13 protein-coding genes and 6 tRNA genes are annotated in these 14,446 nt (G+C 53.1%); 10 read left to right on the top strand and 9 right to left on the bottom strand.

What is annotated here, in order from left to right; genetic code table 11:
• Positions 1-6: 6 nt before the first annotated feature.
• Positions 7-552: a hypothetical protein gene (locus tag OUO13_RS00120; RefSeq protein ID WP_283171823.1), complete on the top strand. Its 546-nt coding sequence runs from the start codon at positions 7-9 to the stop codon at positions 550-552.
• A gap of 102 nt (positions 553-654) precedes the next feature.
• On the opposite strand, the gene OUO13_RS00125 is transcribed toward OUO13_RS00120, so the two are convergent.
• Positions 655-987, bottom strand: a complete 333-nt coding sequence (locus tag OUO13_RS00125) for a hypothetical protein (protein WP_283171824.1) — start codon at positions 985-987, stop codon at positions 655-657.
• 225 nt (positions 988-1,212) lie between these two features.
• Positions 1,213-1,872, bottom strand: coding sequence for a Bax inhibitor-1/YccA family protein (locus OUO13_RS00130; RefSeq protein WP_428982303.1), 660 nt, complete (start codon positions 1,870-1,872; stop codon positions 1,213-1,215).
• 178 nt (positions 1,873-2,050) lie between these two features.
• On the opposite strand from OUO13_RS00130, the gene nhaR reads away from it, so the two are divergent.
• Positions 2,051-2,974 (top strand): transcriptional activator NhaR, encoded by a 924-nt coding sequence (nhaR, locus tag OUO13_RS00135; protein WP_283171826.1) that lies wholly within the window; start codon positions 2,051-2,053, stop codon positions 2,972-2,974.
• A 53-nt stretch (positions 2,975-3,027) separates the two neighbouring features.
• Here nhaR and OUO13_RS00140 read toward each other — a convergent pair whose 3' ends face one another.
• The 6 genes from OUO13_RS00140 to queA form a co-directional block, all read right to left on the bottom strand.
• Positions 3,028-3,870, bottom strand: coding sequence for a 23S rRNA (adenine(2030)-N(6))-methyltransferase RlmJ (locus tag OUO13_RS00140; protein ID WP_283171827.1), 843 nt, complete (start codon positions 3,868-3,870; stop codon positions 3,028-3,030).
• A 95-nt stretch (positions 3,871-3,965) separates the two neighbouring features.
• Complete coding sequence (gene secF, locus OUO13_RS00145) at positions 3,966-4,886, bottom strand: protein translocase subunit SecF (RefSeq protein WP_283171828.1); 921 nt, start codon at positions 4,884-4,886, stop codon at positions 3,966-3,968.
• The gene (gene secD / locus OUO13_RS00150) at positions 4,883-6,742 is read right to left on the bottom strand and encodes a protein translocase subunit SecD (RefSeq protein WP_283171829.1); all 1,860 of its coding nucleotides are present in this window, start codon (positions 6,740-6,742) and stop codon (positions 4,883-4,885) included. Before secD ends, secF begins: the two co-directional genes overlap by 4 nt.
• 77 nt (positions 6,743-6,819) lie before the next feature.
• The gene (gene yajC / locus OUO13_RS00155; protein WP_283171830.1) at positions 6,820-7,182 is read right to left on the bottom strand and encodes a preprotein translocase subunit YajC; all 363 of its coding nucleotides are present in this window, start codon (positions 7,180-7,182) and stop codon (positions 6,820-6,822) included.
• Between the two features lie 56 nt (positions 7,183-7,238).
• Complete coding sequence (gene tgt / locus OUO13_RS00160) at positions 7,239-8,372, bottom strand: tRNA guanosine(34) transglycosylase Tgt (protein ID WP_428982304.1); 1,134 nt, start codon at positions 8,370-8,372, stop codon at positions 7,239-7,241.
• A 17-nt stretch (positions 8,373-8,389) separates the two neighbouring features.
• On the bottom strand, positions 8,390-9,442 hold the full coding sequence (gene queA, locus OUO13_RS00165) for a tRNA preQ1(34) S-adenosylmethionine ribosyltransferase-isomerase QueA (RefSeq protein WP_283171832.1): 1,053 nt from the start codon (positions 9,440-9,442) through the stop codon (positions 8,390-8,392).
• A gap of 181 nt (positions 9,443-9,623) precedes the next feature.
• On the opposite strand from queA, the gene OUO13_RS00170 reads away from it, so the two are divergent.
• The 8 genes from OUO13_RS00170 (at position 9,624) to OUO13_RS00205 (ending at position 12,900) form a co-directional block, all read left to right on the top strand.
• Positions 9,624-9,710 (top strand) — tRNA-Leu (locus OUO13_RS00170).
• A gap of 31 nt (positions 9,711-9,741) precedes the next feature.
• Positions 9,742-9,828, top strand: a tRNA-Leu gene (locus OUO13_RS00175).
• 85 nt (positions 9,829-9,913) lie between these two features.
• A tRNA-Leu gene (locus tag OUO13_RS00180) sits at positions 9,914-10,000 on the top strand.
• Between the two features lie 79 nt (positions 10,001-10,079).
• Positions 10,080-10,166: transfer RNA gene (locus OUO13_RS00185), tRNA-Leu, on the top strand.
• A gap of 79 nt (positions 10,167-10,245) precedes the next feature.
• A tRNA-Leu gene (locus OUO13_RS00190) sits at positions 10,246-10,332 on the top strand.
• Positions 10,333-10,411: 79 nt separating this feature from the next.
• Positions 10,412-10,498, top strand: a tRNA-Leu gene (locus OUO13_RS00195).
• Positions 10,499-10,677: 179 nt separating this feature from the next.
• A complete protein-coding gene (locus OUO13_RS00200) occupies positions 10,678-12,318 on the top strand; it encodes a methyl-accepting chemotaxis protein (protein ID WP_283171833.1) in 1,641 nt (546 codons plus the stop codon).
• 90 nt (positions 12,319-12,408) lie between these two features.
• Complete coding sequence (locus OUO13_RS00205) at positions 12,409-12,900, top strand: TlpA family protein disulfide reductase (RefSeq protein WP_283171834.1); 492 nt, start codon at positions 12,409-12,411, stop codon at positions 12,898-12,900.
• Between the two features lie 7 nt (positions 12,901-12,907).
• On the opposite strand, the gene zapE is transcribed toward OUO13_RS00205, so the two are convergent.
• Positions 12,908-14,023, bottom strand: coding sequence for a cell division protein ZapE (gene zapE / locus OUO13_RS00210; RefSeq protein WP_283171835.1), 1,116 nt, complete (start codon positions 14,021-14,023; stop codon positions 12,908-12,910).
• Positions 14,024-14,446 lie beyond the last annotated feature (423 nt).

The following is a 14,446-nucleotide window of genomic DNA, read 5'->3' on the forward strand; positions in this document are numbered from 1 at the left end:
TTTCTCGTGAGTTATCCGCACTTTGTGGCCATTGATGCCAGCTCCTGGGAAGAAGAAGCTCACCCGATTGCCATCGCCTGGTCGATGACCGATGGCCAGATCAAAACCACCCTGATTCAACCGGATGATGGCTGGGACGATTGGGACTACGCGCTGGAAGACATCCATGGCATCAGTCGTGACACCCTCTACCAACGCGGTGAAACCACCTGGTCCGTCATTCGCGAGCTGGAAAACGATCTCGAACAGAGTTACTTGCTGGCTGACGATCCGGAACGCGTTGAGGAACTGCTGAATCGCATTTACGAGTCCTGCAGTCGTGACCTCAGCCTGGAAGTTGGTAACCACACAGAAGAAATCCGCAACCGCGCAGCGCTGGCAGAAGCAACCGAGCAACTGTTCCACCAGCATCTGACCTGCGATGAACGGGTTCTGGTCATGCTGCAACTGTGGGTATCCGAACACGGTTATCAGACACCCGCAGAAGATGCGGATGAACGCAACAAACGCGATGACGACGATGAAGATTCTGAGGAAGAGCAAGACTACTGAACCTCAGCGATGAAACCCAAAAGGCTTCCCTCGGGAAGCCTTTTGTTTTTTAGCCAACAACCCCGTCTGAGCAAACCGCCCGAATAACCGGATACAGTGCTGTCAGTCTTGCTGCCGGGTGCGTTTCATAAAACGGGCTTTGCAGTCCTCATCCACCAGCGTAAAGATGCTGTATCGTTTGTCCCCGGTTTTGACATAACTGGCGATTTCCTTGCGCCCCGACGGGGAATGCACCTTGAGAACCCGTGCAGGGTGAAATACCGCACCGTCCTTGAAATAGCCCTTGGCGAGTTTGTCAGAAGCCGCCATCGCATCCAGATCCCGACATTCCGCCTGCATCGGCATGGCCATCAGCATCAACATCAGGCCCAACAGCCACAACCAAACAGCGCGACTTATTCCTGAACCATCCGGCCACGCCCACAGCACAGGCATAAAAAAACCCTCGCTAACCACTGTTTGTCAGTCTAGACGACCATCAGACAGGATCAGGAGGGATAACAGAGACGAAATCGGTAAAAAAAAGCCCCGACCGTGCCAATCCGGGCGGGGCGATCTTCTTGAGCACAGAAGATTAGGAGAGGCTACCTACCAACAATCAAAACCCTTCAAACCATACAGAGAGACTCATTGCCTGCCCATGCGGGGGCAGGCGCCGAATCAATCATCAGAACCCAGTACACCAAAGATCTGCAGCAGGCTGACGAACAGGTTGTACAGAGACACATACAGGGACACAGTCGCCATGATGTAGTTACTCTCACCACCGTGCAGAATATTGCTGGTTTCCCACGCAATCATGCCGCTCATCAGGATTACAAACAGACCGGATACCGCCAGAGACAGGGCAGGCATTTCAAAGAAGAACGCGCCCAGACTCAGAACAAACGCCACCAGCACACCGACCATCAGGGTCTTGCCCCAACCGGACAAGTCTTTACCTGTGGAGAGCACCCAAGCCGACATACCGAAGAAAATCAGACCGGTAGTGGCAAGGGCCGAAGTGATAATGCCGGTCCCACCGGGAATACTGGCGTAGGCACTGAGGATGGGACCCAGTGTGTACCCCATAAAGCCGGTGAGACCAAACACGGAAACAATACCCATCGCGCTGTCTTTGGTCTTGTGAACGGCGAACAGCAGACCAAAGTAACCCACCAGCGTCAGAATCAGGCCTGGATGAGGCAGATTCAGAGCCATTGAGGTACCCGCAACCGCCGCGCTGAACAGTAAGGTCATTGACAACAGCATGTAGGTATTGCGGAGTACTTTACGGCCGTCGACAGCGACGGTGCTGTACTCCATGCGATCGCCGCTCATGGCATCTGCCGGCATGGCGATCGTCTCAGAAGTCGAGGACTTCATGTTGAGATAATCAGGACGACTCATACAGTGATTCTCCAAAGAAACTGTTTTCATACAGGATTGAATTGTAGGAGCGTCAAATAAAAAATAATATTCGAATAATCTTTGCATGATAGATCGATTTTTACGAAGTATGAGACGCATCAACTACAAACATCTGCAGTATTTTCATGCAGTAGCCACCGAAGGCAGTATTCAGGCCGCCGCCGACCGCCTGCACATCACACCACAAACCATCAGTGGCCAATTACGTCTGCTGGAGGAAGATCTCGGCAATCATCTGTTCAGCAAGTCAGGACGAGGGCTTGAACTGACCGACGCCGGGCGGGTTGCTTACGATTACAGTCGTCAGATTTTTCAGCTTGGAGATGAGCTCCAAGAAGTCATGCATCTGGGCATATCCAATCGCCCGACCGAATTCCGGGTCGGCATTGTGGATGCCCTGCCCAAATCCATCGCCCACCGGTTTTTATCACCGGCAATGGCGTTGCCGGGTGGCATGCGGATTATCTGTCACGAAGAACAGATGACGTCATTACTCGGAGAGCTGGCGGTTCACAAGCTGGATCTGGTGCTTGCTGACAGCCCCATCCCTTCCGGCATGAATATCCGCTGCTTTAACCATTTGCTCGGGCGCAGCAGCCTGTCGTGTTTTGCTGCCCTGCCCTTGCTGGCACGCCTGAACGATACCCGCCCCTTCCCGGACTGCCTCGATAACGCCCCGGTACTGCTGCACACCGACAAGACTTCCAGTCTGCGTACCGAGTTGCTGAGCTGGTTTAATCACGCTGGCCTGAACGTGCGCATCACAGGAGAATTTGATGACTCCGCGTTAATGAAAGCATTTGGCAGCCAGGGATATGGGTATTTTTTTGCGCCGTCACTGATCGAGGAAGAGATTTGCCAGAAATATCAGGTACAGCTGGTCGGTCGGCTGGATGATCTGGTGCAGGAGTTTTATGCCATTTCGGCGCAACGCCGTATTACCCATCAGGGTGTTCTGGCGATTACCGGGCAACCGGCGATCGGCGCAGAATCAGAAATGGATCATGAATAAAAAAGCCCGCAGGCGTAAAACGCCTGCGGGCCTGATCATACACGTCGTACCAATCAGCCGTTTTCACCCACCAGCTCAACGGCACGCCAGCAGCCCTGACCATCACGTCCCAGCAAATCAGCCAGACGTGGCAACAAGGCCTTCATACGTTCCATCAGCACATAAGGCGGGTTGATCACCAGCATGCCAGACGAGGTCATGCCTCGGCCGTCACGATCCGCTTCAATGCCCAATTCGAACAACTGGATATTGGCAATCCCCGAAGCCACAAATGCCCGTTCCAGCTCGTTTATACGACTACGATCCACAACCGGATACCAGAGGGCATATGTGCCGGTAGCAAAACGTCGATGGGCAGCAACCAGGGTTTTAACCACCTGCTGGTAATCAGTTTTGATCTCATACGGAGGATCCATCAGGATCAGACCTCGTTTGAGGGTCGGCGGCAGCAGACTGATCAGCCCGGCAAAACCATCCTCACCGTTCACACGCACCCGGCGGTCACGATAAGTCAGATCCTCCAGCAGGGCCAGATCTCGCGGATGCAGCTCGAACAGGAAGGCGCGGTCGTCCTCGCGCATCATATGCATGGCAAACCAGGGCGAGCCTGGGTACAAAGGCTCATCGGCCAATTCCTGACAAGCCCGCACCACATCCAGATACGACTGTACTTCTGGCCAGTTGGCCTCCAGCAGAGGTGCAATACCGGTTTCGTATTCACGATTTTTCCCGGCTTCCAGCGAATCCAGCTGATACAGACCGGCAGCCGCGTGAGTATCGATGTAAACGTAGGGTTTATCCTTGCGCGCCAGATACTCAAGAATCTCGACTTCAATCAGATGTTTGAGCACATCGGCAAAGTTGCCAGCGTGGAAGGAATGGCGATAACTGAGCATAGGGTTCACCCGGTTTTGAAAAAACAAACAGCCGTTGTCGCAAAACAACGGCTGTTGGGGATTAGCCAGACCGGCAGATTACTCTGCCACGTCTGTTATGGACGATCGTCGATCTCGTCCTGCACTTCTGGAGGCATCAGATCTTCACGGGAAACCTTCATCGCCAGCAGCAGCGCAGATGCAACGTAGATGGAGGAATAGGTACCCACCACCACACCAATCAACAGAGCCGTTGCGAAACCACGAATCAACTGCCCACCAACCACCAGCAGAGCCACCAGCACCAGGGCAGTCGTCAAGGAAGTCATGAGAGTACGGCCGAAGGTGTGGTTGAGCGCGTCGTTGATCACTTCACGAGGAGTACCGTTCAGCATGGTACGGAAGTTATCACGAATATGGTCCGCCACAACGATGGTGTCGTTCAGGGAGTAACCGATTACCGCCAGCAGTGCTGCCATCACAGTCAGATCGAAGTTGATCTGGAAAATCGCAAAGACACCCAGAATGATGATCACGTCGTGGAACAACGCCAGTACCGCACCAACTGAGAACTTGAACTGGAAGCGGGCCGCTACGTACAGCATGATCAGGAACAGCGCCAGCAACAGAGCCATACCGCCCTGGTCACGCAAGTCTTCACCCACGTTGGCACCGACGAACTCACTACGCTTCAGAATCAGCTGGTTGGCGCCCGCAGCTTTTTGCAGAGTCGCCAGAACTTCCTCACCCAGACCGTCGTGAAACGACTCGGACATACGCACCAGAACGTCGGTTTCCGCACCGAAGCTCTGCACGCTGACGCCTTTGTAACCCGCCTCGCCCAGAGCCGTGGAAATATCCTGAACCGGCACTGCAGTGGTGTATTTCACTTCCAGCAGCGTACCACCGGTGAAGTCGAGGCCCATGTTCAGACCTTTGACCGCCAGAGCGCCAATCGACACAACTACAGCAAGCAACGACACCAGCAGTGCCAGCTTGCTGTACTTCATGTAATCAAAATCGTGCTTTTTGCTCATTCCTGACCTCCGATCGACAGCTTCTCCACACGACGCCCGCCGTAGATCAGGTTAATGATGGCGCGAGACAACATAATGGCAGTAAACATGGACGTGATGATGCCGAACGACAAGGTAACCGCGAAGCCCTTGACCGGACCGGTACCCACGGCAAACAGGATCACCGCCACAATCAGAGTGGTGATGTTGGCATCAAAAATAGTGATAAAGGCACGATCGAAACCTTCAGCAATGGCTTGCTGTGGAGTACGTTCCTTGGCCAGCTCATCACGGATACGAGCAAAGATCAGTACGTTGGCGTCAACCGCCATACCTACGGTCAGCACGATACCGGCGATGCCCGGCAAGGTCAGGGTCGCTCCGATAAGACTCATCAGCGACACCACCAGCACCAGGTTGAACAACAGTGCAACGTTGGCCACCAGACCAAACAGGCGGTATTGCCACACCATCAGCACCAGCACCAGAGCAAGACCCAGAACCACCGAGTTCAGACCCATCTGGATGTTTTCCTTACCAAGGCTTGGACCAACCGTACGTTCTTCAACGAAGTACATTGGTGCAGCCAGAGCACCGGAACGTAGCAGCAGCGCCAATTCAGACGCTTCGGCAGACTCCAGACCCGTGATACGGAAGCTGGAACCCAAAGTGCTCTGGATGGTTGCCAGGGAAATGATGGATTTGTCGACCACCTGAACGGTTTTTGGTGTTTCAACACCTTCCACCATTTCGTAAACGGTTTTTGGCTTGCGCTCAACAAACAGCACCGCCATACGACGCTTGATAGCCTTGCGGGTAACCTGGGTCATCACCGCGCCGCCCTTTGAATCCAGGTCGATGTTTACTTGCGGGAAGCCGTTTTCATCAAACGCCGACATCGCGTTGGTTACGCTGTCACCGGTAGTGATAATGGTTTTTTCCAGACGTGCAGTACGGAATTCATCACTGCGGAATTTGTATTCTTCAGTAGTGAAACGACTGGCACCCGGCTCAGCTTCCAGACGGAACTCGAGGTTGGCAGCTTTGCCCAGAATTTTCTTGGCCTCAGCAGTGTCCTGCACACCTGGCAGTTCAACCACGATACGATTACGTCCCTGACGCTGCACCAGTGGCTCAGCAACACCCAGCTCGTTAACACGGTTACGCAGGGTGGTCAGGTTCTGCTTGATGGCGTAGTCCTCGAACTCCTTGATTTTCTGCTCGGAGACACTCAGAACCACGTCAAAGGAATCACCTTTCTGTTCGTCTTTACGAACAAATTCGGCATATTCGCGGGTCAGGAAACGGTTGGCTTCGTCGCGAACAGCAGCGTCCACAAAACTCAGACGGATCTGCTTTTCTTCAATCTGGATGCGACGATATTTGATGTTTTCTTCGCGCAGACGGTTACGCAGTTCTTCGCGATAGTTACCAACGCGGCTGCTCAGGTATTCGTCCATGTCCACCTCCATCAGGAAGTGCACACCACCGCTCAGGTCCAGACCCAGAGTCATTGGGCCAGCGCCCATACTCAACAGCCATGCCGGAGTGGTTGGGGCCAGGTTCAGTGCAACGATGTAGTTGTCACCCAGCTGACGTTGAACAACGTCTTTGGCGCGTAACTGCTGTTCGCCATCCTGCAGACGGAACAGGACGGTGGCACCTTTCTGTTCGTCCGATTTGGTCTTGATGCCGTTTTCATCCAGCAGCGTGCGAACATTACCAATCACATCCGCGGACAACTCGGCACCGGAACGGGCAGGAGTAATCTGAATGGCGGAATCCGGCGGATACAGGTTAGGAGCGGCGTAAATAGCAGCCAGAACCAGCACTGCCAGGATCAGCAGGTTTTTCCAGAGGGGATATTTGTTGAGCATAGTCTGCCCTTGTTATGACTCATTTTTGAGGCCGGACAGCTGTTAGTCAGCATCGTCCGGCCACTGGCACGCTCAAATCAGGCGAGCACATCCTTGATAGTGCCTTTTGGCAGAGCCATGGCAACCGCAACTTTCTGGATAGGCATCTGGATGCCGTTACCCACTTCAATCACGACGAAATCGTCAGTCACCTTGATGACCTTGCCCAGCATACCGCCAGCGGTCACCACTTCATCACCTTTAGCCAGAGCGCCAATCAGCTCTTTGTGTTCCTTCTGGCGTTTGGACTGTGGACGCCACAGCAGAAAGTAGAAAATCGCCAGGAACCCCCCCAGGAAAATAAGCTGTCCGGTTACCCCCATAGGAGCGTCACCAACAGGGCCTTCGGCAAAAGACGCGGCAGACAGGGTCATCGCCAGAACGGCAAACAGAGCTTTCATTGAAACCAATCTCCAGTACAAATGCGGGCTCCCAGCAGGGTGCCCGCTACAGTTTTTCAGGAATTTCGCTGATCCAGCGCTGGAGTTGTCATCCCGCGCCGGGCATAAAAGCTATCAACAAAGGCCGCAAATGTACCTTCTTCCAATGCACGGCGCAAACCGGCCATCAGAGTCTGGTAGTAGTGCAGGTTATGGATACTGTTCAGCGTAGCCCCCAGCATTTCACCACACTTATCAAGGTGATAGAGGTAGGCGCGGCTGTATCCACGGCAGGTGTAGCAATCGCATTCCGGGTCAATTGGCCCGGTATCGTTACGATTGGCTGCGTTACGCAGCTTCAATACACCAAACGATGTGAACAGGTGTCCATTACGGGCGTTTCGGGTTGGCATCACACAGTCAAACATGTCGACACCCCGACGCACCCCCTCAACCAGATCCTCGGGCTTCCCGACTCCCATCAGATAACGAGGCTTGTCCACCGGCATTTTCGGCGCGGTATGAGACAGGATACGCAGCATGTCCGGCTTGGGCTCACCCACGCTCAGACCACCAATCGCATAACCATCGAAGCCGATATTGAGAAGACCTTCGAGAGACTCATCACGCAGGGTTTCGTACATCCCCCCCTGAATAATGCCAAACAGCGCGGACGGATTATCACCGTGTGCATCTTTGGAGCGCTTGGCCCAACGCAGCGACAGGCGCATGGAGTCCGCCGCTTGCTGTTCAGTAGCAGGATACGGGGTACATTCATCAAAAATCATGACAATGTCAGAACCGAGATCCCGCTGCACTTCCATCGAGCTTTCCGGGGTCATCAACACCCGATCACCGTTCACCGGTGACTGGAAGGTAACGCCTTCTTCGGTAATCTTGCGCATATCCCCCAGACTGAACACCTGGAAGCCGCCGGAGTCGGTGAGAATAGGTTTGTCCCAACCAATAAAGTCGTGCAGGTCACCGTGGGCTTTTACAACGGTGGTACCAGGACGCAACATCAGGTGAAACGTATTGCCCAGAATAATCTCGGCACCCAGCTCGCGAATCTGGTCGGGCGTCAGACCCTTCACTGAGCCATAGGTTCCCACCGGCATAAACGCCGGGGTTTGTACCTTGCCACGCGGAAATTCAAGGGTGCCGCGACGGGCATTGCTGCTGTCGTCGGTCGCCAGCAGGTTGAACTTCATAAAACATTCGCGACTCATCAGGACTCCCGAGGGTAAACGGCATCGGCACTTGGCGCCGACAAAAACATGGCATCACCGTAGCTATAGAAACGGTAACGATTGGCAACGGCTTCATTGTAAGCCGCCAGAGTCGCATCTCGACCACAAAATGCGGATACCAGCATGATCAAGGTGGATTCTGGCAGGTGGAAGTTGGTGATGACGGCATCTACCGAGCGGAATTGATACCCCGGATAGATAAAAATGCGGCTATCACCATAAAACGTGGCAATCTCGCCACTCTGGCTGGCACTTTCCAGGCTGCGTACTGAAGTCGTTCCCACTGCCACCACACGTTTGCCGGCGGCACGGGTCGCCTTGACAGCTTCTACTACCTCTTCCGGTACCTCGATGTATTCCGCGTGCATTTCATGCTCGAGAATATTATCGACCTTGACCGGCTGAAATGTACCGGCACCGACGTGCAGGGTAACAAATGCCATACCAACGCCCTTGTTACGCAGCTGCTCGAGCAGGGCTTCGTCAAAATGCAGGCCCGCTGTTGGCGCGGCGACCGCACCCGGTTTGGCAGCATACACTGTCTGATACCGCTCACGGTCGAACTCGCTGTCATCACGATCCATATAAGGTGGCAATGGCATATGACCAGCACGTTCGAGAATCTGTAGCAGAGGCTCATCCGTTTCAAATTTCAGATGAAACAGATTGCCCTGACGACCCAGCACCCGAACGTTTTCACCGGCCACCACCAGAAGTTGCCCTTCTTTAGGGGACTTTGATGCGCGGACATGCGCCATAACCTCGCCGTTTTCAAGCAAACGCTCCACCAGCATTTCGATCTTGCCGCCAGAGGCCTTCTCACCAAACAAGCGCGCAGGAATCACACGCGTATTGTTAAAGACCAACAGGTCGCCGGGCTCCAGCATATCAACCAGATCAACAAACTGCTGATGCTGGGTCGTGCCAGTGCGACCATCCAGACGCAGCAGGCGGGAAGCACTGCGCTGCTCCGCCGGATAACGGGCGATCAGCTCGTCCGGAAGATCGAAAGAAAAATCTCGGGTTTTCATACCATACATCTAGTAGTGGCTCGTTTATTGAGAGCGCTGCAAAGCGATCAAAAAGCAGCCAGAGAAACAGGAGCCGCAAGGTTACCGAACTCATCGCAGCAAGTTAAGAAAATATTTTAAAAAATAGTTTGACAGGAAAAATTTTCGCTGTAATATGCGCGGCACTGACAGCTACTGACAAGCCAGAGTGGCGAAATCGGTAGACGCAGGGGATTCAAAATCCCCCGCCCTTGCGGGTGTGCCGGTTCGAGTCCGGCCTCTGGTACCAAATCCCTGTAGTTGTTAGTGACAATCTGTATGCCCAGGTGGTGGAATTGGTAGACACGCTGTGTTCAGGTCGCAGTGAGCTTACGCTCGTGAGAGTTCGAGTCTCTCCTTGGGCACCAAATCAAAAAATTTTTGATTACAGATTGTAAAAAACTGATCAGAGCAGTTTAACTCTGAAGCTGGAAACAACCAGCGTATAAAAATGCCCAGGTGGTGGAATTGGTAGACACGCTGTGTTCAGGTCGCAGTGAGCTTACGCTCGTGAGAGTTCGAGTCTCTCCTTGGGCACCATTAATTAACCGTTAATGGTGTAATAAAACTGGTCAGAGCAGTTTAACTCTGGAGCTGGAAACAACCAGCGTATAAAAATGCCCAGGTGGTGGAATTGGTAGACACGCTGTGTTCAGGTCGCAGTGAGCTTACGCTCGTGAGAGTTCGAGTCTCTCCTTGGGCACCAATTATTAACCGTTAATGGTGTAATAAAACTGGTCAGAGCAGTTTAACTCTGGAGCTGGAAACAACCAGCGTATAAAAATGCCCAGGTGGTGGAATTGGTAGACACGCTGTGTTCAGGTCGCAGTGAGCTTACGCTCGTGAGAGTTCGAGTCTCTCCTTGGGCACCATTAATTAACCGTTAATGGTGTAATAAAACTGGTCAGAGCAGTTTAACTCTGGAGCTGGAAACAACCAGCGTATAAAAATGCCCAGGTGGTGGAATTGGTAGACACGCTGTGTTCAGGTCGCAGTGAGCTTACGCTCGTGAGAGTTCGAGTCTCTCCTTGGGCACCAATAACGTCGATATCGACGAACAAGAGCCGGCTCCAGCCGGTTTTTTGCTTTCTTGAATTTGCAATAAAATTTACCTCCCCTTTGTTTCATCTGTATCTTTTCCAGCAATAAATTATCGGTTGATCACTACCATTCCTGCATCTTTGGCTAAGCTAATCAGGAATGCTCTGGAGGCAACTATGTCACATCACGCCGAAAACAGCCCACTCAGCGCTTTGCTTAATCTGGTTGCTGGCGCCGGATCCGGCTTGCTGATCTACAGTCTGCCACTGTCACACGAGTGGTCAGCCCTTACCGCTGGCTTGGCGTCAGCCGCGGTCGTAACACTCCTGAATTATCGCCAAGGCAAAAAACAACGTGCTCAGTCCTGTTATTCACTCGGCCAATGGCTACAAGGCAATACCGGCGTAGAACATCTGATTCCAGGAATGGAAAAGGCGCGTGATGGCATCCTGGGCATGGGGAAAGTGCGAAGGGAATTATCAACGCACAGCGGACGTATCGCCATATCAGCAGCCGAAATGTCGTATGCCTCTGATCGCCTGCGCGACAAAATTCACGAAGAAGTAAAAGATACCAGACAGATCGTGGCGTCCGCTGAACAGATCGCAGCAGCGGTCGACCAGATGGTACATCAGACGCGAGAAGCCGCCCACGCGGCCGACAACGCCAAAACCATTAACCTTGAAGGTAAAAAAGCGGTTGATGAAACCATCCCGCAGATGGAAGGTACACGGGCACGTGTTAACGCCAATGCCGAATTGATTTCCCAGCTCGAGAGCAAATCCGAACAGATCAAGGCCATGACTCACGTTATCAGTGATATTGCCGAACAGACCAACTTGCTGGCACTGAACGCCGCCATCGAAGCTGCCCGCGCCGGCGAACAAGGTCGAGGATTTGCCGTAGTAGCCGATGAAGTGCGTGCCCTGGCTGCCAAAACCTCCAGCGCCACCGAACAGATCGGAGAAACCGTCAAACAGATCAACAACGCCATCAAAAGTGCGGTTAATAACAGCCAGGAACTGACCGTGGTGATTGATCAGGGTGTTCGTATGACCCAGACCATCAGTTCACACCTGAACGAAATTTATGCTCGCTCTGAAGAAATTCAGAGCAGTGTTAATACAATTGCCGCCAACGTTCAGAACAACAGCTCTCATATCCAGCATATTTCGTCGATTGTGCAGGAAACCAGCCGCCGCCTTGAAGACACCGAAAAAGAGATTTCGGCCATGTCTGAACGCTCGCTGTCATTGTCTGAAACCGCTGAAAAAATTTATGAAGCCTTTGGTGACGGTGAACTCGGACACGTTCACGACACGGCCAAAAACGAGGCAATAGCTGCGTCGGCGGCGATCAGCCGTCTGTTCGAGGATGCCATCGACAGTGGTCGCATGTCATTGGACGATGTGTTTGATACCAACTACCAACCAATCGCCAATACCACTCCAACCAAATTCCACACCCGTTACGATACCTTCACCGACCAGTACCTGCCGGCTATTCAGGAGCCTATTCTTGAGCGCCACAGTGAAATTGCCTACGCCGGTGCCGTAGACGTAAATGGTTATTTCCCGACTCACAACCGCCGCTTCAGCCAACCGCTGACAGGCGACTATAAACGCGACCTCGCCCAGAACCGCACCAAACGTGTATTCAATGACCGCACCGGTTCCCGCTGCGGCCAGAACAAACAACCCTTCCTGCTGCAAACCTACAAACGCGACACAGGAGAAGTCATGCATGACCTTTCGGTGCCGATTATGGTCAAAGGTCGACATTGGGGTGGTTTCCGGATTGGTTATCGCAGCGAATAAGCGTTCAGATACCAACAGAACCCGCTGCGGCGGGTTTTGCCATGATCATCCCTGCCGTACACTGCCAGCTCCAGTTTTCCGGGAATTCCTATGTCACGTCAGCTTGTGTTAAGTCTGCTGTTTGCCGCCATGCCTGCTCTTGCTATTGATGCGGGTTCACCTGCCCCGCAAATGCCTCTGCAACAACTGCAGCAGAATGGCAGCCATACATTGGCAGACTTCAAGGGAAAAGTGGTCTACGTCGACTTCTGGGCTTCGTGGTGTGGGCCTTGCCGCAAATCACTGCCCATGCTGGCAGAACTGCAGCAGGAACTCGCCAGCCAGGGCTTTGTCCTTGTAGGCATCAACGAAGATGATGACCCGGCATTGGGTCGGGAATTTCTGAAAGACAAGAATATTACCGTCGGCGTACAGCTGTCAGACCCGGAGGGGAAACTGTCGGATGCCTTCGGTGTACAGGGAATGCCAACCTCTTACCTGCTGGATCGCAATGGTAACGTCAGCTGGGTACACGAGGGTTTTACTCCGGCAGAAATAGACGAGATTCGCAGCCACATCGAGACGCAGCTGCAAACCCCATAAGCAGGCCTTAATCGGCCTTGTGTTCGCGCGCCAGATAATCGCGGGATTGCATTTCCAGCATACGAGAAGTGGTTCGCTGGAATTCAAATTCCAGTTTGCCGGTGGTGTAGATATCCGGAATCGCTACCTCGGCAGACATGATTACCTTCACACCACGATCGTAGAATTCGTCGATCAGGTTGATAAAGCGACGCGCCAGATCGTCGTTCTTCAGGCCCATCTGCGGCACATTGGAAACCAGCACAGCATGGAACAGCTTGCCCAGTTCGATGTAGTCGTTCTGGGAACGTGGGCCATCACACAGGGCCGTAAATTCAAACCAGGCAACATCTTCACACACGGCACGTGCGCGGATATTACGGCCCAGCACTTCTACATCCTGATTCAGCTGCACACAACGAGCATCCGGGATCAGGCCATCAAAGCTTTTCTTGAGGCCGGATTCTGCAGCACTGGTCAGCGGGAAGTGATACAGCTCAGCCTGCTCCAGCGTACGCAGACGGTAGTCCACACCACTGTCAACGTTCACAACTTCCGTGAATTTGTTGAGCAGACGGATAGCCGGAATAAAACGATCACGCTGCAGACCATCACGGTAAAGACCATCCGGCACAATGTTGGAGGTCGCCACCAGAGTCACTCCGCGGCTGAACAGTTCCTGCATCAGACCACCCAGAATCATCGCATCACCAATATCGGATACGAAAAATTCGTCGAAGCAGATCACCTGGGCTTCAGATGCAATGCGATCCGCCACAATCAGCAACGGGTTCTTTTCACCAGCCAGATCGGTCAGATCACGGTGCACACGCTGCATAAAGCGGTGAAAGTGAGTACGCATCTTGCGTTTGATCGGTAGCGCATCATAGAAGGTGTCAACCAGATAAGTCTTGCCACGACCAACACCGCCCCAGAAATACAATCCTTTAACCGGCTCCGGTGCCTTGCGGCTGAAACGGGCTGCAAACTTGTCCAGAATACCGCGATTCGCGGCGCGCTCTTCAGCAGCAACCAGATCGTCATACAGGCGTTGCAGGTGCTTTACCGCCATTTCCTGGGCGGCATCATAGGAAAAATCGTCTCGTTTGAGATCGGCTTGATAAAGCTCCCAAGGGGTCGACACGGGCGGGCTCCACGGTTGGATTTCGGGGTGCGAAATGTATCCGACCCCGCTGAAACAATCAAACCGACCTGTTGCTGAGAAGTGTTTTTGCCAGCAATGGCAGACGACTACCGGGATTGTTCCGGGACGAACAGGCTCGATTCCGTCAATAACACTCTTGCACCCAGCCCCACACCCTCATATTCAACGCATGTTCTGTTGAATTAACCATCGTTGTCACAAGCCTTCCGAGACCACTCTCAAGCCTGAACAGATGCCCAAACCACGGGGATTGAAGGTTATAACCGTTATAACCAAACAATCTTGATGTAAGCTTTTTATATGCCACATGCCTTGGTATAGTCCCGGCCAATGTAATATCGGGCGAGGTCTGGCAACCCGCTTTGTCAATTACCCCTGCTATCACCGCTCAAGACACTAACA

Source organism: Parathalassolituus penaei (assembly GCF_026626885.1).
GTDB lineage: Bacteria > Pseudomonadota > Gammaproteobacteria > Pseudomonadales > Oceanobacteraceae > Oceanobacter > Oceanobacter penaei.